This window comes from Cupriavidus sp. MEYA8 (assembly GCF_059278825.1).
Map to the genome: position 1 here is coordinate 1,383,035 of NZ_CM181221.1, position 25,660 is coordinate 1,408,694.

At 65.8% G+C, this 25,660-nt stretch carries 16 protein-coding genes and 2 tRNA genes; 6 read left to right on the forward strand and 12 right to left on the reverse strand.

From position 1 onward, the window contains the following. The first annotated feature begins 227 nt into the window (after window positions 1–227). From lon to AC5WJ1_RS06445, 3 genes are all read left to right on the forward strand, one after another. On the forward strand, window positions 228–2,639 hold the full coding sequence (gene lon, locus AC5WJ1_RS06435) for an endopeptidase La (protein ID WP_133096923.1): 2,412 nt from the start codon (window positions 228–230) through the stop codon (window positions 2,637–2,639). Between the two features lie 181 nt (window positions 2,640–2,820). Further along, window positions 2,821–2,896: transfer RNA gene (locus AC5WJ1_RS06440), tRNA-Val, on the forward strand. A gap of 50 nt (window positions 2,897–2,946) precedes the next feature. Beyond that, a tRNA-Asp gene (locus AC5WJ1_RS06445) sits at window positions 2,947–3,023 on the forward strand. A gap of 184 nt (window positions 3,024–3,207) precedes the next feature. Here the strand turns inward: AC5WJ1_RS06445 and AC5WJ1_RS06450 are convergent. After that, entirely contained in the window at window positions 3,208–4,524 is a 1,317-nt protein-coding gene (locus AC5WJ1_RS06450) for an IS4 family transposase (RefSeq protein WP_135704128.1), read from the reverse strand. Between the two features lie 208 nt (window positions 4,525–4,732). Between AC5WJ1_RS06450 and AC5WJ1_RS06455 the strand changes: the two genes are divergently transcribed. Then, window positions 4,733–6,664: a SurA N-terminal domain-containing protein gene (locus AC5WJ1_RS06455; protein ID WP_494476429.1), complete on the forward strand. Its 1,932-nt coding sequence runs from the start codon at window positions 4,733–4,735 to the stop codon at window positions 6,662–6,664. A 118-nt stretch (window positions 6,665–6,782) separates the two neighbouring features. On the opposite strand, the gene AC5WJ1_RS06460 is transcribed toward AC5WJ1_RS06455, so the two are convergent. After that, window positions 6,783–7,472: an arylesterase gene (locus tag AC5WJ1_RS06460; RefSeq protein WP_135705049.1), complete on the reverse strand. Its 690-nt coding sequence runs from the start codon at window positions 7,470–7,472 to the stop codon at window positions 6,783–6,785. Here AC5WJ1_RS06460 and AC5WJ1_RS06465 point away from each other — a divergent pair. Further along, window positions 7,459–8,157: an ABC transporter ATP-binding protein gene (locus AC5WJ1_RS06465; RefSeq protein WP_133096871.1), complete on the forward strand. Its 699-nt coding sequence runs from the start codon at window positions 7,459–7,461 to the stop codon at window positions 8,155–8,157. The genes AC5WJ1_RS06460 and AC5WJ1_RS06465 overlap by 14 nt on opposite strands. Window positions 8,158–8,161: 4 nt before the next feature. Here AC5WJ1_RS06465 and pgi read toward each other — a convergent pair whose 3' ends face one another. The 7 genes from pgi to AC5WJ1_RS06500 form a co-directional block, all read right to left on the reverse strand. Then, a complete protein-coding gene (gene pgi, locus AC5WJ1_RS06470; RefSeq protein WP_434032895.1) occupies window positions 8,162–9,805 on the reverse strand; it encodes a glucose-6-phosphate isomerase in 1,644 nt (547 codons plus the stop codon). Between the two features lie 181 nt (window positions 9,806–9,986). After that, window positions 9,987–11,594 (reverse strand): NAD(P)H-hydrate dehydratase, encoded by a 1,608-nt coding sequence (locus AC5WJ1_RS06475; RefSeq protein WP_135705050.1) that lies wholly within the window; start codon window positions 11,592–11,594, stop codon window positions 9,987–9,989. Between the two features lie 5 nt (window positions 11,595–11,599). Continuing rightward, entirely contained in the window at window positions 11,600–12,895 is a 1,296-nt protein-coding gene (locus AC5WJ1_RS06480; protein ID WP_135705051.1) for a D-amino acid dehydrogenase, read from the reverse strand. A gap of 54 nt (window positions 12,896–12,949) precedes the next feature. Next, window positions 12,950–14,260: a TRAP transporter large permease gene (locus tag AC5WJ1_RS06485; RefSeq protein WP_133096875.1), complete on the reverse strand. Its 1,311-nt coding sequence runs from the start codon at window positions 14,258–14,260 to the stop codon at window positions 12,950–12,952. Then, window positions 14,260–14,811 (reverse strand): TRAP transporter small permease subunit, encoded by a 552-nt coding sequence (locus AC5WJ1_RS06490; protein ID WP_135705052.1) that lies wholly within the window; start codon window positions 14,809–14,811, stop codon window positions 14,260–14,262. The genes AC5WJ1_RS06485 and AC5WJ1_RS06490 overlap by 1 nt, the downstream gene beginning before the upstream one ends. Before the next feature lie 83 nt (window positions 14,812–14,894). Further along, window positions 14,895–15,860 (reverse strand): TRAP transporter substrate-binding protein, encoded by a 966-nt coding sequence (locus tag AC5WJ1_RS06495; RefSeq protein ID WP_135705053.1) that lies wholly within the window; start codon window positions 15,858–15,860, stop codon window positions 14,895–14,897. A gap of 115 nt (window positions 15,861–15,975) precedes the next feature. Further along, a complete protein-coding gene (locus AC5WJ1_RS06500) occupies window positions 15,976–17,340 on the reverse strand; it encodes an amidase (RefSeq protein WP_195431409.1) in 1,365 nt (454 codons plus the stop codon). A gap of 378 nt (window positions 17,341–17,718) precedes the next feature. Between AC5WJ1_RS06500 and purL the strand changes: the two genes are divergently transcribed. Then, window positions 17,719–21,765 (forward strand): phosphoribosylformylglycinamidine synthase, encoded by a 4,047-nt coding sequence (purL, locus tag AC5WJ1_RS06505; protein ID WP_135705055.1) that lies wholly within the window; start codon window positions 17,719–17,721, stop codon window positions 21,763–21,765. A gap of 453 nt (window positions 21,766–22,218) precedes the next feature. Here purL and AC5WJ1_RS06510 read toward each other — a convergent pair whose 3' ends face one another. The 3 genes from AC5WJ1_RS06510 to AC5WJ1_RS06520 all read right to left on the reverse strand — a co-directional run bounded on the left by AC5WJ1_RS06510 (window position 22,219) and on the right by AC5WJ1_RS06520 (window position 25,634). Next, a complete protein-coding gene (locus AC5WJ1_RS06510) occupies window positions 22,219–23,244 on the reverse strand; it encodes an IS110 family RNA-guided transposase (RefSeq protein WP_195431447.1) in 1,026 nt (341 codons plus the stop codon). Between the two features lie 1,278 nt (window positions 23,245–24,522). Beyond that, window positions 24,523–25,317, reverse strand: coding sequence for a peptidylprolyl isomerase (locus tag AC5WJ1_RS06515; RefSeq protein WP_133098354.1), 795 nt, complete (start codon window positions 25,315–25,317; stop codon window positions 24,523–24,525). A 35-nt stretch (window positions 25,318–25,352) separates the two neighbouring features. After that, entirely contained in the window at window positions 25,353–25,634 is a 282-nt protein-coding gene (locus tag AC5WJ1_RS06520; protein WP_135705056.1) for a BolA family protein, read from the reverse strand. Window positions 25,635–25,660: the final 26 nt, after the last annotated feature.

Sequence of the window (25,660 nt, forward strand, 5' to 3'; positions counted from 1 at the left end):
TTGGAACCACACCGGCAGCCAGGCGAGAAAGCCGTTCGCGTAGAAGCGAGCGGCTTTTTTTGTTTATTTCCACCGACGAGAAGGAGGAAACGCGGGTATGCTGTTTCAGAGGGGCCTGCAAGTGCAGGGAGCGGCATCTCCCTGCCTTGGTGAATCGATTGGCATGTATCTTGTAATCGAATCAGGCGGCCCAATTTACGCCTTAAATGACTGACTTGGGGAAAATGATGTCCGGAACACAACTCCTCCCGGCCGAGCCGATTCGCCTCCCGTTGTTGCCGCTGCGCGACGTGGTGGTGTTTCCGCACATGGTGATCCCGCTGTTCGTGGGACGCCCGAAGTCCATCAAGGCGCTTGAGACTGCGATGGAGGCGGGCAAGAGCATCATGCTCGTAGCCCAGAAGACGGCGGCCAAGGACGAGCCGACCGCCGACGACCTGTATGAGGTCGGCTGCATCGCGAATATCCTGCAAATGCTGAAGCTGCCCGACGGTACCGTGAAGGTGCTGGTCGAAGGCACGCAGCGTGCCAATATCCGCGAGGTGAGCGAGGACGAATCGCACTTCATGTGCGAAGCCGTGCCCGTGCCGCCCGCACCTGGCGAAAGCGCCGAGACCGAGGCCCTGCGCCGCGCGATCGTGTCGCAGTTCGACCAGTACGTGAAGCTCAACAAGAAGATTCCGCCGGAGATCCTGACCTCGCTGTCGGGCATCGACGAGGCAGGGCGCCTGGCTGACACCATCGCCGCGCACCTGCCGATCAAGCTCGAGCAGAAGCAGAAGATCCTGGAGATGGTCAATGTGACCGAGCGCCTGGAAAGCCTGCTGTCGCAACTCGAGGGCGAGATCGACATCCTGCAGGTTGAAAAGCGCATCCGTGGCCGCGTCAAGCGCCAGATGGAGAAGAGCCAGCGCGAGTACTACCTGAACGAGCAGGTCAAGGCCATCCAGAAGGAACTGGGCGAGGGCGAAGAAGGCGCCGACCTGGAAGAGCTCGACAAGCGCATCAAGGCTGCGCGCATGCCGAAGGAAGCCAAGAAGAAGGCCGACGCCGAATTCAAGAAGCTCAAGCTGATGTCGCCGATGTCGGCCGAAGCCACCGTCGTGCGCAACTACATCGACACGCTGGTGAACCTGCCGTGGCGCAAGAAGAGCAAGGTCAACAACGACCTGGCCAACGCCGAGCGCGTGCTGGATGAAGACCACTACGGCCTGGAGAAGGTCAAGGAACGCATTCTCGAGTACCTCGCGGTGCAACAGCGCGTGGACAAGGTGAAGGCGCCGATCCTGTGCCTGGTCGGGCCTCCCGGCGTGGGCAAGACCTCGCTCGGCCAGTCGGTGGCGCGCGCGACGAACCGCAAGTTCGTGCGCATGGCACTGGGTGGCGTGCGTGACGAGGCCGAGATCCGCGGCCACCGCCGTACCTACATCGGTTCGATGCCGGGCAAGATCCTGCAGAGCCTGTCCAAGGTCGGCGTGCGCAATCCGCTCTTCCTGCTCGATGAAATCGACAAGATGGGCATGGACTTCCGCGGCGATCCGTCGTCGGCGCTGCTCGAGGTGCTGGACCCGGAACAGAACCACACGTTCCAGGACCACTACATCGAGGTGGACTTCGACCTGTCCGACGTGATGTTCGTGGCGACGTCGAACTCGCTGAACATCCCGCCGCCGCTGCTCGACCGGATGGAAGTGATCCGCCTGTCGGGTTACACGGAGGAAGAAAAGCTCAACATCGCCACGCGTTACCTGCTGCCGAAGCAGATCAAGAACAATGGTCTGAAGGTTGGCGAGATCGAGGTGACCGATGCTGCGATCCGCGACATCATCCGCTACTACACGCGCGAAGCCGGTGTCCGTTCGCTTGAGCGCGAGGTGTCCAAGATCGCCCGCAAGGCGGTCAAGCTCCTGCTGCTGAAGAAGGAGTCCGGCACGATCAAGGTCGATTCGGAGAACCTCGACAAGTTCCTCGGCGTGCGCAAGTACGACTTCGGCCTGGCCGGCAAGGAAAACCAGGTCGGCCAGGTGACCGGTCTGGCGTGGACGGAAGTGGGTGGCGACCTGCTGACCATCGAAGCCGCGATCATGCCGGGCAAGGGCAACATCACCCGCACCGGTTCGCTGGGCGACGTCATGAAGGAATCGGTCGAGGCCGCGCGTTCGGTGGTGCGTTCGCGGGCACGCCGCCTGGGTATCACGGATGAGATGTTCGAGAAGCGCGACATCCACATCCACGTACCCGAAGGCGCCACGCCCAAGGACGGCCCGTCGGCAGGCGGTGCCATGACCACGGCGCTGGTGTCGGTGCTGACCGGCATCCCGGTGCGCGCGGATGTCGCCATGACCGGCGAGATCACGCTGCGCGGCGAGGTGCTGCCGATCGGTGGCCTCAAGGAGAAGCTGCTGGCGGCCCACCGTGGCGGCATCAAGCTGGTTCTGATCCCGGAGGAAAACGTCAAGGATCTGGCCGAGATCCCCGACAACGTGAAGAACGCCATCGAGATCGTGCCTGTGCGCTGGATCGACAAGGTGCTGGAACTGGCGCTCGAGCGCAAGCCCGAGCCGTTGCCGGAAGAAGATGCCAAGCCCGCTGACGTGGCGGACAAGGCCACGGCCAAGGTGGAGCGTCTGCACCACTGATTGGCTGCGTGAAATGAACGCCGCGGGGCAGCGATGCCCGGCGGCGTTTTTTTATGCGCACGGCCTTGGCAAACTGAAATCTCCTGTATTACACTTGCGCCCTCGCAACGCAAACCACGGCAGCTGCCGCGAGGTGCGAAGCGAAAGCAACCTGCAGGCAGCTTGCCTGCGATGGTCGAACGGGTGCTTAGCTCAGCTGGTAGAGCGGCGCCCTTACAAGGCGTAGGTCGGGGGTTCGAGCCCCTCAGCACCCACCACGTTCCCCATCGCAAGTGCGGTACATATGCGGCAGGAAGCAACCGACAAAGGAGTGGTAGTTCAGTCGGTTAGAATACCGGCCTGTCACGCCGGGGGTCGCGGGTTCGAGTCCCGTCCACTCCGCCAGTTTTATGAAACGCCCGCTTTAGCGGGCGTTTTTCATTTTTGCGGAGTAGAGGAAGCCGCCTGCGCGGCTTCCGGCGGGAGTCGAAGGGCTGCGCTTGCAAGCGCAGCCGCGGCCCGCGGGACGTGGGCGAGTCCCGTCCACTCCGCCAGTTTTATGAAGCGCCCGCTTTCGCGGTAATGCCGTTCAGTTAAGGTCCTTTCTGAGGAACCGGACGGTGTAGCGCTTAGGCAGGGCTTTGACTTCACGGGGGCACTTACGCCCCCGTCGCTTTTGGACGATCGCCAACTGAAGTTTGGCGCGCATGCGCTGCAGGTGGGCCGGCAGCTTGCCTGGGGCCATGCCGGCTGCCCAGATCAACTCGCCCTGTATCAGGCGCAAGGCCAGCACAAAGCTCAAGTCGGTGGGCTCGGCGCGGGCCTCGAGCGCAGCCTTGGCCATCTCCAGACGCACCAGGTTGTACGCAATCAGTGCCCCCCAGATTTCCTGATGCACGCCCTCAGGCTGGCGGCTGCGCAAGGTCAGTTCGGCCCCGAGCATCGTCTGCTTCAGTTCTCGATAGCTGGTTTCGATTTCCCAACGGCGCTTGTAGCACCCAATGATGTCGGCTGCCTTGAAGCGCCGACGGTCTGTCAACGAGGTCAACAGGACGCGGTCTGAGTCCTCGTCCCGGATCGCGCGAGCTGTCCAAGTCTCTGGCAAGGCAGGATTCTTGCGGCGAGCCTGAGGCGAGACCTTCATCTGGACGATGCCATCACCCTCGTTGCCTGAGAGCAGCTCCCACTGCAGATTCTTCTTGGCGGGGATCAGAAAGTGGCGCTCGCTGCCGCCCATGCGCAAGCCCCACAGGATCTCTGCGGCCAGAAAGCCCTTGTCAAAGATCGTCAACGAATGATCCGGGATCCGCTCAATGAGCTCCTTGGCATAGAGCATCTCGTTGCGCCCGTAACAGCCAAAGGCGATATCGGCAACAAGATGGGTGGGAACAGCCGTGAGCGAGACCCCGCGGACTTGTGGATAGCTGGCGACCTTGCCGCTGGCGTAGCTCTGCGCGCCAAAGTGGAGGCGATTCTCAGGGCTATCGGCAGTGCGGAAGGTGGTCCCATCCATGGCGTAAAGCGCCAAGCCCTTCCATTTGTAGTGCGCAGCATCCTGAGCCACCCACGCCCGTGCGGTCTGCTCGAACAGCCACAACAGAGGCTTGTCTCCAAGCCGCTCGCGGGCTTGGGCGATCCCGCTCTTGCTGACACAGGCGTTGGCATCGTTGGGCAGTGCCAGGTCCAGCGTCTCCAGCACATCGGGAATCGATTGGTGCCGATAGAGCGCCAGCGCGATGACCAGCCAGACCACCTGCTCTGCTGGCAGTCGGCGCCGGCGAACGGACGCTGTCCCCGAGGCTGCCAGCGCTTGCTCAATCCAAGCCATCGGCAGGTGCTCGCTGAGCCGGGCAAAACTGGCCGGCTCACTAAGCTCAAGGGTGGCGTGGACTTGTTCCGATAGCATCGGAACGGCAAGTTAACAGCTCGACACCTTGTTTACAACCCCTGCAAAGAAAAATGCCGTTCAGACTTAACTGAACGGCATTACCGCTTTCGCGGGCGTTTTTCCTTTCTGCGCCATGTTTCGCGCCCTCCACAAAAGGTCCGCCCCCACCGGCTCCTGCTAGAATCGCGAAGTTTGTCTTTCGTGCCAATCCACTACCCGAATCCGCATGCTTGATTTCGTACGCAACAACCGGCGCCTGATGCTCTTGCTGCTGCTGGTGCTTGTTTTCCCGTCGTTCGTGTTCTTCGGCGTGGAGAGCTACTCGCGCTTCATGGACAGCTCGCACGATGCGGCCAAGGTCGAGGGCCGGGCCATCAGCGTGCAGGAAGTCGACAACGTCGTGCGTGACCAGAGCGAGCGTGCGCGCCAGATCCTCGGCAACAACTACGATCCGCGCCAGTTCGAAGGCCCGGAGGCGCGCAAGGCGGTACTGGACCAGCTGATCCTGCAGCGCGTCATGGCCAATACCGTGGCGCGCGAGCACCTGACCGTGTCGGATGCCAAGCTGCTCGAGGAAATCAGCAACCTGCCGGCGATCGCGCAGCTGCCGCGCAAGGCGGACGGCAAGATCGACGACAAGGCCTATCTGCAGCTGCTGCAGTCGCAGGGCATGACGCCCGAGCAGTTCGATGCCCGCATGCGCTTCGAGTTGGCGACGCAGCAACTGGGCGCCTCGGTGGCCGCCACGGCATTCATGCCCAAGTCGCTGCTCGAGCGCCTGATCGCCGTGCGCGACCAGCAGCGCGATGTGCAGGCACTGGTGTTCAAGCCGGCCAGCTACACCGCCAAGGTGCAGCCCGATGCCGCCGCGCTGAAGGCTTACTATGACAGCCACCAGTCGGCGTTCTCGGTGCCGGAGCAGGCCAAGGTCGAATATCTGGTGCTGTCGGGCGAAGCCCTTGCTGCCGCGCAGGCGGTCACGCCGGAAGAGCTGAAGTCCTACTACGAAAGCAATATCGCGCGCTTCCGTACCGATGAGCAGCGCCGTGCCAGCCATATCCTGATCGTCGCGCCGAAGGATGCACCGGCTGGCGAACGCCAGGCCGCCAAGGACAAGGCGACCAAGCTGCTGGAAGAGCTGCGCAAGCATCCCGAGACCTTTGCCGATGTGGCGAAGAAGCAGTCGCAGGATCCGGGCTCGGCCGAGAAGGGCGGCGACCTCGGCTTCATGGGCCGGGGCGCGCTGGTCAAGCCGTTCGAGGAGGCGATGTACGCGCTCAAGGATGGCCAGATCAGCGACGTGGTCGAGACCGACTACGGTTTCCACATCATCAAGCTGACCGGCATCAAGGCGTCTGAAACCAGGCCGCTTGAAGCCGTGCGCACCGAACTGGAAGCCGAGCTGCGCAAACAGCTGGCCGACAAGAAGTTCGCCGAGCAGGCCGACGCCTTCGGCAACATGGTGTACGAACAGGCTGACAGCCTGAAGCCGGCCGCCGACAAATTCAAGCTGACGATCCAGACCGCCGACAACGTGACGCGCAAGCCGAACCCGGCCCAGGGCGCGCAGAACCCGCTCAACAACGAAAAGGTGCTGAAGGCACTGTTCAGCGAAGAGTCGGTCCAGAAGAAGCGCAATACCGAAGCCGTCCAGGTCGCGCCGAATACGCTGGTCGCGGCCCGCATCGTCGACTATCGCCCGGCCACCGTGCGCAAGTTCGAGGAAGTGGAAGCCAAGGTGCGCGAAGGCTATATCGCCCAGCAGGCTGCGGAACTGGCCCGCAAGGATGGCGAGGCGCGCCTCGAGGCGCTGAAGAAGGCCGACAGCGCCGACGGCTTCGGCGCGGTGCAGACCGTGTCGCGCGCCAAGGCCGATGGCGTGCCGCCGAAGGCGGTCGAGGCAGTGATGCGGGCCGATGCCACCAAGCTGCCCGCGGTAGTTGGCGTTGACCTGGGCGCCGATGGCTATGCCGTCTATCGCATCTCCAAGGTCAGCCAGCCGGCGCAAGCCAACCCGGCGCAACGCCAGGCCGAAGCGCAGCAACTGTCGCAACTCGCCGGCCAGGCTGACCTGCAGGCCTTCTATGAAAGCCTGAAGGCGCGCTCCAAGGTCAAGCTGTTGACGCCGGCGGACAAGCAGGCGCAGAACGCCGAGTAAGGCTGGTAAGGCTGGCACGCGCCACGCCGCGCGCCGCAAGCAAAAAACCCCTGCCATGGAGGCAGGGGTTTTTTGTTGCTGGAAGCTTCGCCGTGATCGTCTCTTATCTCTTAATCGTCTACCTGTCAGCGTTACGCTTGAGCATCGGCTTGAGCTGCGGCCACACTGTCTCCAGCAGTGCCGGCTGCGCCTCGGCGGTGGGGTGGATGCGGTCCGGCTGGAACCAATCCTGCCTGGCCATCACCTTGTCGAGGAAGAACGGCACCAGCCGCACCTTGTATTCGCCGGCCAGCTTCGGATACAGCGAGAAGAACTTTTCGGTGTAGTCCTGGCCATAGTTGGGCGGGATGCGCATGCCGACCAGCAGCACCCCGGCGCCGGCCTTCTGCGCGCTGCTGACGATCTGGCGCAGGTTGGACTCCGTGGTCTGCAGCGGCAGGCCGCGCAGGGCGTCGTTGGCACCCAGCTCCACCACCACGATGGCCGGCTTGTGCCGCGACAACAGGTCCGGCAAGCGAGTCTTGCCGCCGATGGTGGTCTCGCCGCTGATGCTGGCATTGACGACGTTATAATCGAAGCGCTCTTGCCTGAGCCGGTCTTGCAGCAGCGTGACCCAGCCGGTGCCGCGCGTGATGCCGTATTCGGCGGACAGGCTGTCGCCCAGCACCAGCAACGCAGGCGCTGCGGCCTGTGCGGGCTGCATCCCGCCCAACATCGTCAGCGTCGCCGCGGCTGCCAGCAGCAGCCTGCGCCTTTTGTGCCGGATTTCTCCGATCACTCGGATCACTTTATCCATGTCCTCTTCCATTCTTGCCGTCGAGTCCCTTGGAAAGACCGTAGCCGACACGACAGGTTCGCTGACGATTTTGCACGAGGTGTCGTTTTCCGTCACGCCGGGTGAAACGCTGGCCATCGTGGGCGCGTCCGGCTCGGGCAAGTCGACGCTGCTGGGACTGCTGGCCGGGCTGGACCTGCCCAGCGCGGGCACGGTGCGCCTGCATGGGCAGGACCTGTATGCACTGGACGAGGACCAGCGCGCAGCGCTGCGCGGCCGGCATGTCGGCTTTGTGTTCCAGTCGTTCCAGCTGGTGGGGCACCTGACCGCGCTGGAAAACGTGATGCTGCCGCTGGAATTGCGCGGTGAAACGTCGCAGGTGCGCGAGCGCGCGGTGGACATGCTGCAACGCGTCGGCCTGGGAGCGCGCCTGAGCCACTATCCGCGCACGTTGTCGGGCGGCGAGCAGCAGCGCGTGGCGCTGGCACGCGCGTTCGTCGCGCGTCCCGACATCCTGTTTGCCGACGAACCCACCGGCAGCCTCGACACGGCCACCGGCGAGGCGGTGATCGCGCTGATGTTCGCGCTCAACCGCGACGCCGGCTCGACGCTGGTGCTGGTCACGCATGACCGCTCGGTGGCGGCACGCTGTGGGCGCATCCTGACCATCGACGCCGGCCGTGTGGCCAGCGACGAATGGATGGGCGCTGAGGTCTGACGCGCTAGCTGGCGGCGCCTGCCTTCAGGACCGCGCGGGCGCGCTCGATCAGCGCCGCGGTCGAGGCGTCGTGCTGGCCGGTGCCGGCGCCGGTGAGCTCGGCTTCGATCGGCCGCGCGAGGATCTTGCCCAGTTCCACGCCCCACTGGTCGAACGAATTGATCTTCCACACCACGCCCTGCACGAAGGTGCGATGCTCATAGAGCGCGATCAGCGCGCCCAGCACGTGCGGCGTCAGGTCCTCCATCAGCAAGGTATTGCTGGGCCGGTTGCCATCGAACACCATATGGGCGATGCGAACTTCGTCGTTCAGCCCCCCGGCGCGCAGCTCGTCGGCGCTGCGGCCGCGCATCAGCGCCTCGGCCTGCGCAAAGCAGTTGGCGAGCAGCTTGGCGTGATGGCCCGGCAGCCGGCGCGGCGGCACCAGCGGCGCGACGAAATCCACCGGCACCACTTGCGAGCCCTGGTGAATCTGCTGGAAGTAGGCATGCTGGCCGTTGGTGCCGGCCGTGCCCCACACCACCGGCGAGGTATGCGTGCGCACGCGCTGCCCGTCGAGCTGCACCGACTTGCCGTTGCTCTCCATCTCCAGCTGCTGCAGGAATGCGGGGAACAGTTCGAGCGAAGTCGAGTAGGGCGCCATGCAGCTGGTCGGCAGGTGCCAGAAATTGCGGTACCAGATGCCCAGCATGCCGAGGATCACCGGCATGTTGCGCTCCAGCGGCGCGGTGCGGAAGTGCTCGTCCATGGCGTGGCCGCCGGCGAGCAGGTCGGCAAAGGCGTTGAAGCCCACCGCCAGCGTGATCGACAGGCCGACCGACGACCACAGCGAGAAGCGCCCGCCGATCCAGTCCCAGAACTCGAACATGTTGGCGGGATCGATGCCGAACTCGCGCACCGCGTCGGTATTGGTCGAGACCGCGACGAAATGCTTGGCCAGGTCGTTCTCGGCCACCCCGCTGGCGATGAACCAGGCACGCGCGCTGCGCGCATTGGCCATGGTTTCCAGCGTGGTGAAGGTCTTGGAACAGACGATCACCAGCGTACGTTGCGGGTCGAGGCGCACCAGCGTTTCGGCGAGGTCGGTGCCGTCGACATTGGAGACGAAGTGCATGCGCGGGCCGTCGTGGCCATCAGCGTCGGACAGGTGCGACAGCGCGCGGCATACCATGCGCGGCCCGAGGTCGGAGCCGCCGATGCCGATGTTGATCACGTCGGTGATGCGTTCGCCCGTGGCGCCTTTCCATGCGCCGCTGCGCACGCGCTCGGAGAAGTCGCGCATGCGCACCAACACCTGCTGGATGGCCGGCATGACGCGCTCGCCGTCGACCTTGTAGCCATCACCGGCCGTGGCGCGCAGCGCCACATGCAGCGCCGCGCGGTCCTCGGTGGTGTTGATATGCTCGCCGGCAAACATCGCGTCGCGCCGCTGCGGCACACCGGATTCGGCTGCCAGTTGCACCAGCAGCCGCATGGTCTCGGGCGTGATGCGGTTCTTCGAATAGTCGAGATAGAGGCCGGCGGCTTCCAGCGAAAACTGCGCGACGCGCTGCTTGCCATCGGCATCGAACCACTCGCGCATCTGTGCATCGCGAATCGTGTCATGGTGCCGAAGCAGGGCGTTCCAGGCGTGAAGGTCAGTGGGCATGCAGGACAATTCAGGTTGCAGGGGCGCGAGCCGAGTCGCAGACAGGAAGTATAGCGTCAGCAATGTGACCATCCGTGCAGGTCGCCACGCCATATCGTTACCACTTGCAACATAGCATCCGGCGTGCCAGCCAGCTATCGGACGTTGTCTGACGGCCGCGTCGTGACCGGCGCACCGGACGTCACGCGCCGCTCTCCGTGAGCAACCGGTTGAATACGGTGCGTGCGGGCAGGTACAGTTCGCTGGCGGTCACGCCGGCCGGTCCGGTGCCTTGCGTGACGAGGTCGTCCGCCGCCTGGCCGTGGATCCATACCGCCGCCTGCGCGGCCGGCAGCGGCGGCATGCCCTGCGCCAGCAATGCGCCGATCATGCCGGCCAGCACGTCGCCGGTGCCGGCGCTGGCCAGCGCCGCGTTGCCGGTCGGGTTCAGTGTGGCGGGACTGCCGTCCGGCGCTGCGATCACCGATCCCGAGCCCTTCAGCACGACCACCGCCTGCCATTGCCTGGCCAGCGCGGTGGCCGCCGCGATGCGGTCGCGCTGCACGTCCGTCACCGAGGTGCCCATCAGGCGCGCCGCTTCAAGCGGGTGCGGCGTCATCACGCAGGGTGCGCGGGCGGCGGCCAGCGCGCCGGCATGGGCGGGATCGGCAGCGAGCAGGTTGAGCGCATCCGCGTCGAGCACCGTCGGCACCGGCGTCGTGGCTAGTGCCTGCAGCAGCCGCGCGAAGTGTCGCTGCGCCGTGGCGTCGGTGCCAAGCCCGGGGCCGATCACTAGTGCCGACATTGCGCCCGGCGCCAGGCCGTCCAGCGCATGCAGCATCAGTTCCGGATGCACCGGGTCGAGCAGCGGCGCCGGCTGCGCCAGAAAGCCGATATGGACCTTGCCCGCGCCCAGGAACTGCGCGGCACGGGCACCGAGCAAGGGCGCGCCCGTCATGCCGTGGTTGCCGCCGATCACCGCCAGCGAGCCATGCGTGCCCTTGTTGCCGGCATGGTGCCGTCGCGGCAGCGCTGCGCCGAACAGCGCCGTGCCGTTGGCCATTGCATGCGGCGGTTCCGCGGGAGGATAGTCGAGGCCGATCGGCGCGATGTCGACGGCGCCGGCACAATCGCGGCCATCCAGCGTCAGCAGGCCGGGCTTGGCGGCAATGAAGGTCAGCGTGCGGCGGGCGCGGATCGCCGGTGCGCCCGCACCGGTATCGGCGAACAGCCCGCTGGGAATGTCGAGCGCGAATACCGGCAGCCCGCTGCGGTTAACCTGCTCGATCCACCACGCCATGGCGCCGCTGGCCGCGCGGTTCAGCCCGATGCCGAGCAGGCCGTCGACGATGGCGGCGGCCTGTGGCGGCCACTCCGGTGCGGGATCCGATGCGGATGCCGGCATCTCCCCGGCTTCTCGGATCGGCACGCCGGCCGCCTGCGCCTGCTGCCACGCGATCGCCGCATCGGCCGGCAGCCGGGCCGGGTTCGCCGCGATCCATACCTGCACCGTGCGGCCCGCGCCGTGCAGCAGCGTCGCGGCCACCAGTGCGTCGCCACCGTTGTTGCCCGGCCCGGCAAGAAATAACAATGGACCCGCCGGCGCATGCCGCGCCAGCCAGTCCGCGGCGGCAGCGCCGGCGCGCGACATCAGCGTGAACGAAGGCAGTCGTGCGAATGCGGCATTCTCGATGCGGCGGATGGCGGCGACGTCGTACAGCGGCACAGCCAAGGGCGAGGCGGCGTCGAGCTCGAACCAGCCGTCGCCCTGGTCTTGCGGCGCGGCGGTGGAAGTGGCAGGGTGGCTCATGGTGGCTATCCGGCGGGGCCAAGGCCATAGCGGTCCGGCAGCAGCCCCTCCATGTCGATGTCGGGCCCGCGTGCCGCGCCGGCGCTGGCGGCGATCTGGTCAGCCGCAATCTTGCCTGATCCGCAGCTCATCGCCCAGCCCGTCGAGCCGTGGCCGAGGTTAAGGAACAGGCCGGGCACGGCGGTGGGGCCGATCAGCGGCGGTCCGTCCGGCAGCATCGGGCGCGCACCGGCCCATTGCGTGGCTTCCTGGTAGTTGCCCGCCACCGGGAACCAGTCGCGCGCTACCTTGACCAGTGTGCGCAGCGCGGCGGGGCGCAGGTCGAGCCGGCGCGAACCCAGCTCGGCCGTGCCGGCGACGCGCATGCGGTTGCCCAGCCGCGTGATCGCGATCTTGTACGACTCGTCCATCAGCGCGCCCAGCGGCGCCTGCAGTTCGTCGCGCACCAGCAGCGTGATCGAGTATCCCTTGACCGGATACAGCGGCACGCGCAGGCCCAGCGGCCGCAGCAGCGGGACACTGTCGACCCCGGCGGCGACCAGCACGCGGTCGGCGGCCAGCACCAGCGCGCTCTCGCTCTTGCCGTGCGCGAGTTCGACCTGCAGCTTGCCACGCTGGTCTGGCCGGATGCGCGCTACCTGAGCTTCGAAGCGAAATGCCACCCCCGCCGCCTCGGCATGCCGGTGCAGCGCGCGCACGAACATCGGGCAGTTGCCGGACTCATCCTCGGGCAGGTGCAGGCCGCCGGCCAGCGGCGTATCGGCCGCCAGGCCGGGTTCGATGCGCCGGCATTCCTGCGCGCTGACCAGCCGGTGCGGCACATTGTTCTCGCGCAGCAGCGCCACCGCGGGGCCTGCCACGTCCAGGTCGCGCGCGGTGCGGAACAGCTGCAGGTAGCCTTGCGACTGCTCGTAGTCGATCTCCAGTTCACTGCGCAGCCGGTGCAGGCAGGCGCGGCTGTAGAACGCCAGCCGCTGCATGCGCAGCTTGTTGGCACGGTAGCGTTCCAGATCGCATTCGCGCAGCCAGCGCGCGATCCAGCGCCACATCGCCGGGTCCGCCGACGGGCGGAACACCACCGGCGCCTCGCGCGCGAACAGCGTGCGCAGCACCTTGCCCGGCATGCCCGGCGCCGCCCACGGCGTGACATAGCCCGGCGCGATCATGCCGGCATTGCCGAAGCTGGTTTCCTGCGCGGGCGCGGCGCGCCGCTCCAGCACGGTCACGTCGAAACCGGCCTGGCGCAGGTACCACGCGGAACAGACGCCGATTACGCCGGCGCCGATGACAATCACATGCATGCGGTCAGCGGCCTCCGCCCAGCGCAGCGGCGCACGAGCGGCGCCGGGCCCATGCTATTTGACCTCCTGCTGCATGACCAGGTCAGGCAGCCACGTCACCACCTGCGGCCAGATCGTGATGATGCCGATGGCGACCACCATCATCATGAAGAACGGCAGCGAGACCCGGGCGATATAGTTGCTGTCCTTGCCGGTCATGCTCTGCAGCACGAACAGGTTGAACCCCACCGGCGGCGTCACCTCGGCGATCTCCACCAGCAGCACGATGAAGATGCCGAACCAGACCAGGTCGAACCCGGCCGCCTGCACCATCGGCAGCACCGTGGCAGTCGTCAGCGCGATCATCGAGATGCCGTCCAGCGCGGTGCCGAGCACGATGTAGATCACCGTCAGCACCGCGATCAGCGCCCACGGCGACAGTTGCAGCGCCGCCACCCACTCGGCCAGTGCGCGCGGGATGCCGGTAAAGCTCATCGTCACCGACAGGAACGAGGTGGCGCCGAGCACGAACATGATCATCGCGGTCAGCCGCGTCGCCGACATCAGGCTGTCCCAGAACGCCGCGCGCGTCAGCGAGCCGCCCGCCCACGCCAGCCCCAGCGACGCCACCACGCCGTAAGCCGCCGCTTCGGTCGCGGTGGCATAACCGGTGACCATCACCCACGCGATAAAGGCGATCAGCACGATGCACGGCAGCAGCTGACGGATCGACGCCAGCCGCGCGTGCCAGTCGAAGCGGTCTGGCGCCGGGGTCTTGTCCGGGTTGGCCAGCGCCCAGACAACGATATAGCCGGAGAACAGCAGCATCAGCATCAGCCCGGGGATAAAGCCGGCCAGGAACACGCGGATGATCGACACGTCCGCCGACACCGCATACACCACCATCGTGATCGACGGCGGGATCAGGATGCCCAGCGTGCCCGCGCAAGACAGCGAGCCGAGCGTGGTGCGCTCGTCATAGCCGCGCCGCGTCAGCTCCGGCAACGCGGACTTGGCGATGGTGGCGCACGTCGCCGCAGACGATCCCGACACCGAGCCGAAGATGCCGCAACCCAGGATGTTAACGTGCATCAGCCGCCCTGGCAGCCAGTTCAACCACGGCGAAAGCCCGGTGAACATCTGCTCCGACAGCTTGGTGCGGAACAGGATCTCGCCCATCCAGACAAAGAGCGGCAGCGAGGCCAGCGTGTACGACGCACTCGACGACCACCACGCGTTGGCCAGGCTCACCAGCGCCTCGCGGTCGGAGAAGACCACCAGCCCGATCCACGACGTGACCGCGATGGCCACCGGGATCCACGCGCCGATCGCCAGGAAGACGATCAGCACCAGCAGCAGGACCAATGCAACCAGGACTGTGCTCATCAGACCGTCTCCCCGAAATCGCCGGCGGCGAGCCTGGCTTCCTGCGCGAGCCGGTAGCGCGGCTTCTGCCGGCGCAGCACGCGCAGCCATTCGTCGGCCACCGCCAGCAGGAAGCCGATGATGCCCACCACCGCGAAGCTCTGCGGAATCCACAGCGGGATCACGATCTGTCCCTGCGAGACATCGCCGATGTCCCAGCTTTGCCAGGCGAAGGTGCCGAGTGCCCATGCCGCGTAGGCGGCAAACGCCAGGCAGACGGTCAGCGAGACCACCTCCAGCACCCAGCGCAGGCGTGGGCCGACGGCTTCGAGCAGCATTTCCACGCGCACGATGCCGCCGTGCTGGAAAGTCTGGCCCAGGACGAGAAAGGCCGAGGCCGCGCACAGCCACGCGACGATATCGTCGCCGCCCTTGAAGATCACCGCGGTCTCGCGCGACAGCGACATCAGGATCATGATCACGCAGACGGCGAAAATGCAGAGCGCGCCGAGCGCGGCGAACAGGTCGAGCAGACGGTCGAGCCAGCGCTTGGGGAGTGGGGTAGTCGGCATGATGGCAGCGTCAGGAAGGAAGGAATTCCCGCCATGCCAGCCTGCGCGGCCTGGCGGGAAGGCTGCGGTACGGGCTTGCTTGCTTACTTGCGATAAGCGTTGAGGATGGCCTTCCCGTCATCGCCCGCGGTCTTGGCCCAGTCGTCCACCATGGTCTGGCCGACCTTCTGCATGTCGGCCTTGAGCTGCGGCGAGGGCGCCTGCACCGTCATGCCGTTCTTCGACAAGGTGGCCAGGTACTCCCTGGTCTTCTGCTCCGAGACCTGCCAGCCGCGCTTCTCGGCGTCGGCGACGGCCTTGAGCAGCGCGTCCTGCGTGGGCTTGTCCAGCGCCGCGAAGGCCTTCTTGCTGACCACCAGCATGTTCTTGGGCAGCCACGCATCCACGGTGTAGAAGTACTTCACGCTTTCCCACACCTTGGTGTCGACCCCTGTCGCCCCCGACGACATGAACGAATTGACCGTGCCGGTGGCCAGCGCCTGCGCCAGGTCGGCCGCCTGGATCGTCACCGGCTGCGCGCTGACCAGTTCGGCGATGCGCGAGGTGGCCGGGTTGTAGGCCCGCCACTTCAGTCCCTTCATGTCGGCGGCCGAGTTGATCGGCTTGTTGGCGTAGATGCCCTGGGGCGGCCATGCCACCGCATAGAGCAGCTTGATGCCCTGCTTGTCGAGCACCTTCTCTGTGACCGGGCGCGAGGCCTGCCACAGCCTGTAGGCATCGCCATAACTGGTGGCCAGGAATGGCACCGAATCCACGCCGAACACCGGATTCTCGTTGGCCAGCAGCGACATCAGGATCTCGCCCATCTGCACCTGGCCGGTCTGCACGCCGCGCTTGATCTCGTTGGCCTTGAGCAGCGAGCCATTGGGATGCAGCACGATCTTGAGCTTGCCGCCGGTCGCCTTGTCGACGTCGTTGGCCATCTGCTGCAGGTTTTCCGTATGCAGGTTGCTCGCCGGGTAGCCGGTGGGCAGGTCCCACTTGGTATCCGCCTGTACCGTCATGGCGGCCAGCGCCAGGCCAGCCGCAACGATTGCCTTGACTCGCATCTCGATCTCTCCTGGTGTGCGCTCGGGGGCGCGGTTGTACAGCTTGTCTGCGTACTACCTGGTGCCTTGCGCGGCGGGCCGCGGTCGGCGCAAGATCAACAGCGCGGCGGCGGTCTCAGTCGTCGCGCGAAGACGGTTGCACGATCCGTTCCAATGCAAGCGCCGTGCCCAGCAGTCCGGCATCGCGCATCGGGCCGTGCGACAGCATCAGCCCGACCGGCAGTTCGTCCGGCGCATGGCAGGGCATCGAGATCGAGCAGCCGTCGAAGAAGTTGAAGGCCGAGGTATTGCGCAACAGCAGGGCATTGACGCGGAAGAACTGCGCGTCATCGGTGCGCAGCGGGGCGATCTCGGGCGCAACCATCGGCACGGTCGGGCACACCACGGCGTCGAAGCGGGCCAGGCGCGCTTCCATGCGGGCGATCCAGTCGAGGCGGGCGCGGCCCAGGTCGATATAGTCGGCGGCGCTGACCGTTGCGCCGCGGTCGATGCGCGACGCCACGCGCGGGTCGTACAGCTCGCGCTTGCCGGCCAGCACATGGCGGTGGATGGCATAGGCCTCGGGCGCGCTGAAGCCGCCCTGTGCGTTCAGGGCGGCGAGCTCGCCAAGCTCGGGCAGGTCGACGTGTTCCAGCTGCACGCCGGCGGCCGACAGCCGGCCGAGTGCGCGGTCGAAGGCGCGGGCCACGACGGGGTCGAGGTCGTCCAGCAGGTACTGGCGCGGAATTGCCAGCCGCGTCGCCGTCGGGCTGGTGACACGCGGCAGCACCGCCTGGTCGGCGATCACGGCATCGACCGCGACGCAGTCGCCGACCGTGCGCGCCATGGCGCACGCGGTGTCGAGCGTATACGACAACGGGAAGGCGCCGGTCAGCGGCACGCGCCGGGCAGTCGGCTTGAAACCGGTGATGCCGCACAGCGCGGCCGGGATGCGGATCGAGCCGCCGGTATCGCTGCCGAGCGCGGCGACCGCCAGCCCGAGCGCCACCGACACTGCCGCGCCCGACGACGACCCGCCGGGAATGCGCGGCGTGCCGGGCTCGCTGGCCGGGTTGGCCGGCGTGCCGTAGTGGGGATTGATGCCGACGCCGGAGAAGGCGAACTCCGTCATATTGGTGCGGCCGACGAGGGCGGCGCCCGCCTGGCGCAGGCGCGCCACCACGGTCGCGTCCGCCGTCGCCGGGGCGGCATCGCGGCGCACGACCGAGGCTGCGCGCGTGACTTCTCCGGCGATGTCATAGAGGTCTTTCACCGAGACCGGCAGGCCGGCCAGCGGGTGCAGCGTCTTGCCGGCACCGCTGGCGGCATCGGCGGCGCGGGCAACCTGGGCAGCAGCCTCGAACGTGCTGTGCAGGAACACCGCCTCGGCGGCGGGCCCGGCTGCCGCGGCGGCGGCCTGCTCGAGGATCGCCGCGCGGCTGGTGGCGCCCTCGCGCAGGCGGGTGTTCAGGGTATCGAGATCGGGAAGCATGGATGGCATGGGCGCGGGGTTGCGGTACCGGGGGTGGTGACCATGCTCATAATTCGGGAATCAAGTGTCAAGCTAAAAATGCCGAATGGCGCGCATAAGCGCCGCGTGCCGTGCATGGCAGGCGAGATTCGGCCCGGTGTCGGCCCGGCGGTCGCACATGCCGCATGGGCGATAAATTGCGTAAAGTGATGCATAAGCATTATCACGAATCCGTGTAGCACGGAGCCGTCGTGATGGCGCAGTGCAAAATCACGCCCTCGGCAAGGTACAATAGCGGTTTCCCGCCAGCCGGACACCCCATGCAGCGGTGCCGGCCAAGCAGCAGCCATACCCAGCCATTACCCAGGCCTTCCCGGCCTTACTACACGCCTCCCGACCGCTACGATCATGGCGCATTTCTCGTGCTTCCCCGGCGCTTTGGCGCTTTCCGCCTTCCGTCAGCAACGCCTGCTTACCGCCCTGCGGCAAATCGATGCCGATATCGAATCGGTGCACGGCCAGTTCCTGCATTTTGTTGACGCGCAGACGCCGCTGTCGGCCGACGACCAGTCGCGCGTGGCGGCGCTGCTGACCTATGGCGCACCGTTCGCCGAGCAGCCCGAGGGCGACCGCTTCGTCGTGATCCCGCGCTTCGGCACGATCTCGCCGTGGGCCAGCAAGGCCACCGACATCGCCCATAACTGCGGCCTGACGCATATCCACCGCATCGAGCGCGGCATCGAGATCACCGTGATCTGCAAGAAGGGCCTGCTGCGCGGCCGCAAGTCGCTGGACGCGGACACCCGCGCCGCCGTCGCCGCGCACCTGTTCGACCGCATGACCGAGACCGTGGTGGCCTCGCGCGACGATGCCGCCGGCCTGTTCCAGGAACTGCCGGCCAAGCCGCTGCGCTTCATCGACATCTCCGCCGGCCGCAGCGCGCTGGCCGCGGCCAACGTCGAGATGGGCCTGGCGCTGTCCGAGGACGAGATCGACTACCTGGTCGACGCCTACGGCAAGCTGGAGCGCAACCCGACCGACGTCGAGCTGATGATGTTCGCGCAGGCCAACAGCGAACACTGCCGCCACAAGATTTTCAACGCCACCTGGACCATCGACGGCGTGCAGCAGGACAAGTCGCTGTTCGCGATGATCCGCAATACGCACGAGCTCAATCCGCAGGGCTCGATCGTGGCCTATTCGGACAACTCGGCGGTGATGGAAGGCGACGTGGCCGAGCGCTGGTTCCCGCGCGGCGACAGCCACAAGTACGGCCGCCACGAGGCGCTGACGCACACGCTGATGAAGGTGGAGACGCACAACCACCCGACCGCGATCTCGCCGTTCCCGGGTGCCTCGACCGGCGCCGGCGGTGAAATCCGCGACGAAGGCGCGACTGGCCGCGGCGCCAAGCCCAAGGCCGGCCTGACCGGCTTCACGGTGTCCAACCTGATGCTGCCCGAGGCGGTGGAGTCCTGGGAAAACGACCGCGACGCCGCCCAGCCGGTGGCGCACCGCAACCCCGACGACAAGCCTGGCGTGACCGGCAAGCCGGACCGCATCGCCTCGCCGCTGCAGATCATGATCGACGGCCCGCTCGGCGGCGCCGCGTTCAACAATGAATTCGGCCGCGCCAACCTGGGTGGCTACTTCCGCGTCTACGAGCAGAACGTCGGCGGCACCGTGCGCGGTTACCACAAGCCGATCATGATCGCCGGCGGCATTGGCAATATCGATGCCTCGCACACGCACAAGAACCCGCTGCCGGCCGGCACGCTGCTGATCCAGCTGGGCGGCCCGGGCATGCGCATCGGCATGGGCGGCGGCGCCGCCAGCTCGATGGCAACCGGCACCAACACCGCCGACCTGGACTTCGACTCGGTCCAGCGCGGCAACCCAGAGATGGAGCGCCGCGCGCAGGAAGTGATCAACGCGTGCTGGCAGCTTGGCGACGCCAACCCGATCCTCTCGATCCACGACGTCGGTGCTGGCGGCATCTCCAACGCCTTCCCTGAACTGGTGGACGGCGCCGACCGTGGCGCGCGCTTCGACCTGCGCCAGGTGCACCTGGAAGAGTCCGGCCTGTCGCCGGCGGAAATCTGGTGCAACGAGTCGCAGGAGCGCTATGTGCTGGCGATCGCGCCGGACAGCTTCCCGCAGTTCCAGGCCATGTGCGAGCGCGAACGTTCGCCATTCGCCGTGGTCGGCATCGCCACCGAGGAAAAGCAGCTGCAACTGGTCGATGCCAGCGTCGACGCTGCGCTCAAGGAGCACTACGCCGTCAACATGCCGATGGACGTGCTGCTGGGCAAGCCGCCGCGCATGCACCGCGACGTCAAGCGCGTCGAGCAGCCGTTGCCTGCGGTGGACGTGACCAGCATTAGCCTGGAGCAGGCCGTGCGCGACGTGCTGCGTCATCCGACCGTGGCCAGCAAGTCGTTCCTGATCTCGATCGGCGACCGCACCGTGGGCGGCATGAACGCACGCGACCAGATGGTCGGTCCGTGGCAGGTGCCGGTGGCCGACGTGGCCGTGACCACGCTGGACTACAAGGGCAATGCCGGCGAGGCGATGACCATGGGCGAGCGCACGCCGCTGGCCGTGATCGATGCACCGGCTTCCGGCCGCATGGCGATCGGCGAGGCGCTGACCAACCTGGCGGCCGCGCCGGTCAAGGAGCTGGGCAAGGTCAAGCTGTCGGCCAACTGGATGGCTGCCTGCGGCGTCGAAGGTGAAGATGCAAAGCTGTACGACACCGTGCATGCCGTCGGCATGGAGCTGTGCCCGGCGCTGGGCATCAGCATCCCGGTGGGCAAGGATTCGCTGTCAATGCGCACCAAGTGGCAGGACGAGGGCGTCGACAAGGAAGTGGTGGCGCCGGTATCGCTGATCATCTCGGCCTTTGCCGCGGTGGACGACGTCAACCGCACGCTGACGCCGCAACTGCGCACCGACGCCGGCGACACCGTGCTGATCGCCGTCGACCTGAGCCGCGGCAAGAACCGCATGGGCGGCAGCATCCTGGCGCAGGTCACGCAGCAGGTGGGCGACAGCGCGCCGGACGTCGACAGCGCTGAAGACCTGAAGAACTTCTTCAACGTCATCCAGCGCCTGAACCGCGAGGGCAAGCTGCTGGCCTACCATGACCGTTCCGATGGCGGCTTCATCGCCACGCTGGCCGAGATGGCCTTTGCCGGCCACTGCGGCGTGTCGCTGAACGTCGACATGCTGGCGCTCGATCCGCAGCAGGAACAGGACTACGGCGACGCCAAGAACTGGGCCCAGCAGATCGCCGAGCGCCGCAACGACCAGACCCTGCGCGCACTGTTCTCGGAAGAACTGGGCGCGGTGGTGCAGGTGCGCCTGCAGGACCGCGACGCGGTCTTCGCGGTGCTGCGCGAGGCTGGCCTGTCCGCATGCAGTCACGTGGTCGGCAAGCCCAACACCACCGACCAGGTCGAGATCTACCGCGATGCCAAGAAGGTGTTCGGCGCGTCGCGCACGGACCTGCAGCGCAACTGGAGCGAGGTCAGCTGGCGCATCGCGCGCCTGCGCGACAACCCGGCCTGCGCCGACAGCGAGTATGACCGCCTGCTGGACGCCGCCGATCCGGGCATCAGCCCGGTGCTGACGTTCGATCCGGCGGAGGACATCGCCGCGCCGTTCATCGCTACCGGCGCGCGTCCGCGCGTGGCGATCCTGCGGGAGCAGGGCGTCAACTCGCAGATCGAGATGGCCTACAGCATGGATCGTGCGGGCTTCGATACGCATGATGTGCATATGAGCGACCTGATCGCCGGGCGTGCCAACCTGGCGGATTTCACGGGCTTTGTTGCCTGCGGCGGCTTCAGCTACGGCGACGTGCTGGGCGCGGGCGAGGGCTGGGCCAAGACCATCCTGTTCAATGCGCAGATGGCCGAGCAGTTCGCGGCGTTCTTCAATCGCGAGGACACGTTTGCGCTGGGCGTCTGCAATGGTTGCCAGATGATGAGCAACCTGGCGCCGATCATTCCGGGGGCGGGGGCGTGGCCGCAGTTCACGCGTAACCAGTCGGAGCAGTACGAGGCGCGTTATGTCACGGTGGAGGTGCAGTCGTCGCCGTCGATCTTCTTTGCTGGCATGGAAGGTAGCCGCATTCCTATCGTGGTTGCGCACGGTGAAGGGTATGCGGACTTTTCGCAGCAGGGGAATATCGGCGAGGCCAACGTTGCGCTGCGTTTCGTCGACAACTACGGCGCGGTGACGCAGAGCTATCCGTTGAATCCGAATGGTTCGCCTGAGGGCATCACCTCGGTGACTACTGTCGATGGGCGCTTTACCGTGCTGATGCCGCATCCTGAGCGTGTGTTCCGTGCTGCCACGATGAGCTGGGCGCCGGATGCTTGGAAGCAGGTTGGCGATGGTGGTAGCCCGTGGATGCGGATGTTCAGGAATGCCAGGAAGTGGGTGGGGTAAGGCTTGGGATCTGTCTTGCGCCTAGGGACCTCGCGGTTGGTGACATGCTGTCGGGCTTTTGAAGCGCTTTGTCGCAGTTGGTGACATGCTGTTGGCCGTTGAAGCGTTGGAGTCGCGGTTGGTGACATGCTGTCGGCCGTTGAAGCGCCTGGTTCCGCCCTGCTGGGCGGGTCACTTATATGAACGCGCCCCGTTTGCAAGGTAAGACGACCATTCTGGCTTGAGCAGGACTGGTTGCAGACTTATATCCGGCCTTGCGGTGCAGGCGAGCCTGCGGGCCTTCATGGATATGCGCCGGGAGCGTCCCTATCTTTTTGTCGTGCTTTGAGGCACCTGTTACCCGTTGGGCTTGCGCTCCCGCGGTCCGACCTGTCTTGCCATGAGGTTCATCTAACCGTCGCAACCTGTGGGACGGGTCCTGCCTTCTTTCCTCCTTGCCAGCCCGGCCTGCCATCAGGCAGGCCTGACCGAGACGTAGTCTCGGTCATAAGCCCGGTCATGCGCCAGCAGGGCCCAGAGCGTGCGGGCCATCTTGTTGGCCATGGCGACGGCCACGACGTTGCCAGGGCGGCGCTGCGCGAGCGTCAGAGGCCAGCCGGGCTGGTTCTTTCGACGCAGATGGCTCAGCACGGCCCGGGCACCGTGAATGAGCAAAGTGCGCAAGTAGGGGTCACCGCGTTTGCTGATGCTCCCGAGCCAGACCTTGCCGCCGGTGCCGGTCTGTTTAGGCACCAGTCCCAGATAGGCGGCCAGTTGCCGGCCGGACTTGAAGGTGCGGACATCGCCAATGGTGGCGACCATGGCCGTGGCGGTGAGCATGCCGATGCCAGGGATGGCGAGAATGGTCTGGCAAGCCTGGTTCTGCCGCCCCCAGGCGTCGATCCGCTGGTCGAGGCGGGCGATTTCGGCATCGAGCCGCTCGATGCTCTGCAATTGCTCACGCACGAACTCGAACAGCAGGGGCGGCACGCTCTGCTCGATGTCGAGCATGTGCTGCACGATCTCGTGCAGGCCGGTGCGCAGTCCACGGGGGAAGTGGACGCCGAATTCGAACAGCGTGCCGCGCAGCTGGTTGACCAGCATGGTGCGCATCTTCACGCGCAGCCGGCGCATGGCGTGCAGACTGAGCACGCACTGCTGCGACTCGGTCTTGGGCGCCACGATCGGCATGCCGGGCTGCTGCGCCGCGGTCCAGATGGCCTTGGCGTCGGCGGCATCAGTCTTGTTGGTTTGCACAAACGGACGCACGTAGTTGGCGTGCAGCAACATTGGCTTGTGGCCGAGGCTGCAAAGTTGGCGGGCCCACCAGTGAGCGCTGCCGCACGCTTCGAGCGCCACCCGTGCAGGCTGCCGCTTGGCGAGGAACTCGATCAGTTGCTGCCGGCTGAAGCGGCGATTGACACACTTGCCGTCGGACTCAACCCAATAGAGCTGGAAAACAGTCTTTGCAATGTCCAGGCCGTAAGTCGTAGTATTCATTTCGGGTCCCTCCATCCTGTGTGGACTGTGAGAGCTTCCACTCTGGCACATTGATGCCGTTTCGCGTTGGGGGACCCCCCTTCCTCAAACACCTCTCCGCCATGCTCACTGAACTACGCCCCTCATTGACGGCAGGTAGGGGGACGGGGCGCGTTCATTCCATCTTTTTGGCCGAGCGCCAAAAAGTAACCAAAAAGCGCGTCGCCTGAGCGGCTGGCTATCAAGTTGGCGGCGTGGGTGGTTCGGCCGGCGGTGATTTCCGTTTTGGCTTGGGTGGCCGTTCGAGCCTGCTAACGCCAGGTGAGTTAGGGATAGTGCCTGGCGTTAACCGGCTATTGAACGATCCCCATGCCGGGCGTAGGCCGCCTGCTGCATGCCGTATCGGTGGGACGCCTTCGGCTGCGCTACGCGCGGGCCCTAAGGTGGCTGGGCGGCTGATTTCGACTTGGTCACCAACAGCGCCCTGCGAGCGTAGCGACGCAGGTCCGTGCCCGAGAATTTCACCGGCGAGACTGAGCCGCGCGCAGCGCAGCCGTAGGCGATGACGCGATCCCCCTGGTAGCAGGCGGCCTACGCCCGTCCTGGGGATGGTTCAAAAGTGGGGATTCGCCAGGCACCCACACTCACTCACCTGGCGTAGCAGGCTGGCATCGCGACCACGCTTCACTGAGACCAACGCCGCCCATATAGCCAGAAGCGCCAAATTGGCTCAGCCAGCCGCAGGCGACGCGCTTATTGGTTACTTTTTGTCGCTCGGACAAAAAGTGACCCGCCCAGCAGGGCGGAACCAGGCGGTTCAACGGCCGACAGCATGTCACCAACCGCGACAGCGACGCAGCAACGGCCGATAACATGTCACCATCAGCGACAGCGACGCATCAACGGCCGACAGCATGTCACCAGCTGCGAGGACCGTCGATAATCTACTAAAGCCGATTCACCCCAAAACCTACGCCATCAACCTAGAACTCCAAGACGCATACGCATAAGTCAACATCCGCCCCGATTCAAATCCAGGTGCAGGCTTGATTTCACCCCGAGCCTCCTTGTACGCCACCACGGCGTGCAGGATCTTCTCGGGCGCATAACGGTCACGCAGGGGAAGGTAGGGGTGGAGCTGGCGCCAGCCAGGGGCGGCGCCGTCCAGAGTCGCCCAGGCCAACGCGCAATAGCACATGCCCCGGGACGTGAGATGCCACAGTTGCCAGTAGGGGGCGGTCGTCTCCACACGCTGCATCGTTCAACCTTGCAGGACCGGTGGGGGCGACCGGTCCGTGATTACTGGATTTTCGCCTTGTCCTTCAGCGACTTCATCATGGCCTGGAACTGCTCGCGCTGCCAGTTCTGGTCACCCATCAGCATCTGCATCAGCTGCGGCTTGACCTCTTCGAATGACGGGATCTTCGCTTCACGCACGTCGACCAGCTCGATGATGTGCCAGCCGAACTGCGTCTTGACCGGCGTATCGGTCATCTGGCCCTTCTTCAGGCCGGTCATGGCCGCCGAGAACTCCGGCACGTAGCTGCCGCTGTTGGCCCAGTCCAGGTCGCCACCGTTGGCAGCCGAGCCCGGGTCCTTCGAGGCGGCCTTGGCCTGGTCTTCGAACTTGGCGCCGCCCTTGATCTTGGCGATGATCGCCTTGGCGTCGGCTTCCTTCTCCACCAGGATATGGCGGGCATGGTATTCCTTGCCATTTCCGAATTGCGACTTGATCTTGTCGTACTGCTTGCGCAGCTCGGCGTCGCTGGCGCCGTGGGTCTTGACGTAGTCCTCAAATACCGCGCCGGCCAGCACGTTCAGGCGTGCCTGTTCCAGTTGCTCCTGCACGTCGTCGCGCTGGGTCAGGCCGCGCTTGTTGGCTTCCTGCACGAGTAGTTCGCGGTCGATCAGCATGTCGCGGCCACGCTTGCGCAGCTCCGGATTGTCGGGCTGGCCGGTGCCGGCGATCAACTTGTCCAGCTTTGTCGACGGAATGGCCTTGCCATTCACGACGGCGGCATTCTGGGCGATGGCCGGCAAGCTGCCAGCTGCAAGCACAGCCGCCAGGCTGAACGAGAGGACGGTGGTCTTCATGGAATCTGGTCTGAGAGTTGCTGAAAGAAGCGCGCTCATGCGCGCGATTGGTACTCTTGGTCGGTGTACGCAGTCACGGCCAAGGCGTGGATCTGCGCGGGGAACAGACTGCGCAGCGCATCATACACCATGCGGTGTCGCGCAACCCGGCTGTGACCTGCAAAGCGCTCGCTGACGATTGTCACGTCGTAATGTCCGCCTCCGGATGCGGCGCCGGCATGTCCGGCGTGCAGTGCGCTGTCGTCGCGCACGGCCAGGTAGCTGGGGGCGAGCGCTTCGCGCAGCAGTGCCTCGATCGTGGCGGGATTGGCTGCCATCGGTAGTTTCCTTATCGGGGATAAAA

What these genes read in the sequence shown, in the direction of transcription:
- lon (WP_133096923.1), top strand. Translation starts at nt 228, where the DNA reads ATGTCCGGAACACAACTCCTCCCGGCCGAGCCGATTCGCCTCCCGTTG.
- AC5WJ1_RS06450 (WP_135704128.1), bottom strand. Translation starts at nt 4,524, where the DNA reads ATGCTATCGGAACAAGTCCACGCCACCCTTGAGCTTAGTGAGCCGGCC.
- AC5WJ1_RS06455 (WP_494476429.1), top strand. Translation starts at nt 4,733, where the DNA reads ATGCTTGATTTCGTACGCAACAACCGGCGCCTGATGCTCTTGCTGCTG.
- AC5WJ1_RS06465 (WP_133096871.1), top strand. Translation starts at nt 7,459, where the DNA reads ATGTCCTCTTCCATTCTTGCCGTCGAGTCCCTTGGAAAGACCGTAGCC.
- AC5WJ1_RS06460 (WP_135705049.1), bottom strand. Translation starts at nt 7,472, where the DNA reads ATGGAAGAGGACATGGATAAAGTGATCCGAGTGATCGGAGAAATCCGG.
- pgi (WP_434032895.1), bottom strand. Translation starts at nt 9,805, where the DNA reads ATGCCCACTGACCTTCACGCCTGGAACGCCCTGCTTCGGCACCATGAC.
- AC5WJ1_RS06475 (WP_135705050.1), bottom strand. Translation starts at nt 11,594, where the DNA reads ATGAGCCACCCTGCCACTTCCACCGCCGCGCCGCAAGACCAGGGCGAC.
- AC5WJ1_RS06480 (WP_135705051.1), bottom strand. Translation starts at nt 12,895, where the DNA reads ATGCATGTGATTGTCATCGGCGCCGGCGTAATCGGCGTCTGTTCCGCG.
- AC5WJ1_RS06485 (WP_133096875.1), bottom strand. Translation starts at nt 14,260, where the DNA reads ATGAGCACAGTCCTGGTTGCATTGGTCCTGCTGCTGGTGCTGATCGTC.
- AC5WJ1_RS06490 (WP_135705052.1), bottom strand. Translation starts at nt 14,811, where the DNA reads ATGCCGACTACCCCACTCCCCAAGCGCTGGCTCGACCGTCTGCTCGAC.
- AC5WJ1_RS06495 (WP_135705053.1), bottom strand. Translation starts at nt 15,860, where the DNA reads ATGCGAGTCAAGGCAATCGTTGCGGCTGGCCTGGCGCTGGCCGCCATG.
- AC5WJ1_RS06500 (WP_195431409.1), bottom strand. Translation starts at nt 17,340, where the DNA reads ATGCCATCCATGCTTCCCGATCTCGATACCCTGAACACCCGCCTGCGC.
- purL (WP_135705055.1), top strand. Translation starts at nt 17,719, where the DNA reads ATGGCGCATTTCTCGTGCTTCCCCGGCGCTTTGGCGCTTTCCGCCTTC.
- AC5WJ1_RS06510 (WP_195431447.1), bottom strand. Translation starts at nt 23,244, where the DNA reads ATGAATACTACGACTTACGGCCTGGACATTGCAAAGACTGTTTTCCAG.
- AC5WJ1_RS06515 (WP_133098354.1), bottom strand. Translation starts at nt 25,317, where the DNA reads ATGAAGACCACCGTCCTCTCGTTCAGCCTGGCGGCTGTGCTTGCAGCT.
- AC5WJ1_RS06520 (WP_135705056.1), bottom strand. Translation starts at nt 25,634, where the DNA reads ATGGCAGCCAATCCCGCCACGATCGAGGCACTGCTGCGCGAAGCGCTC.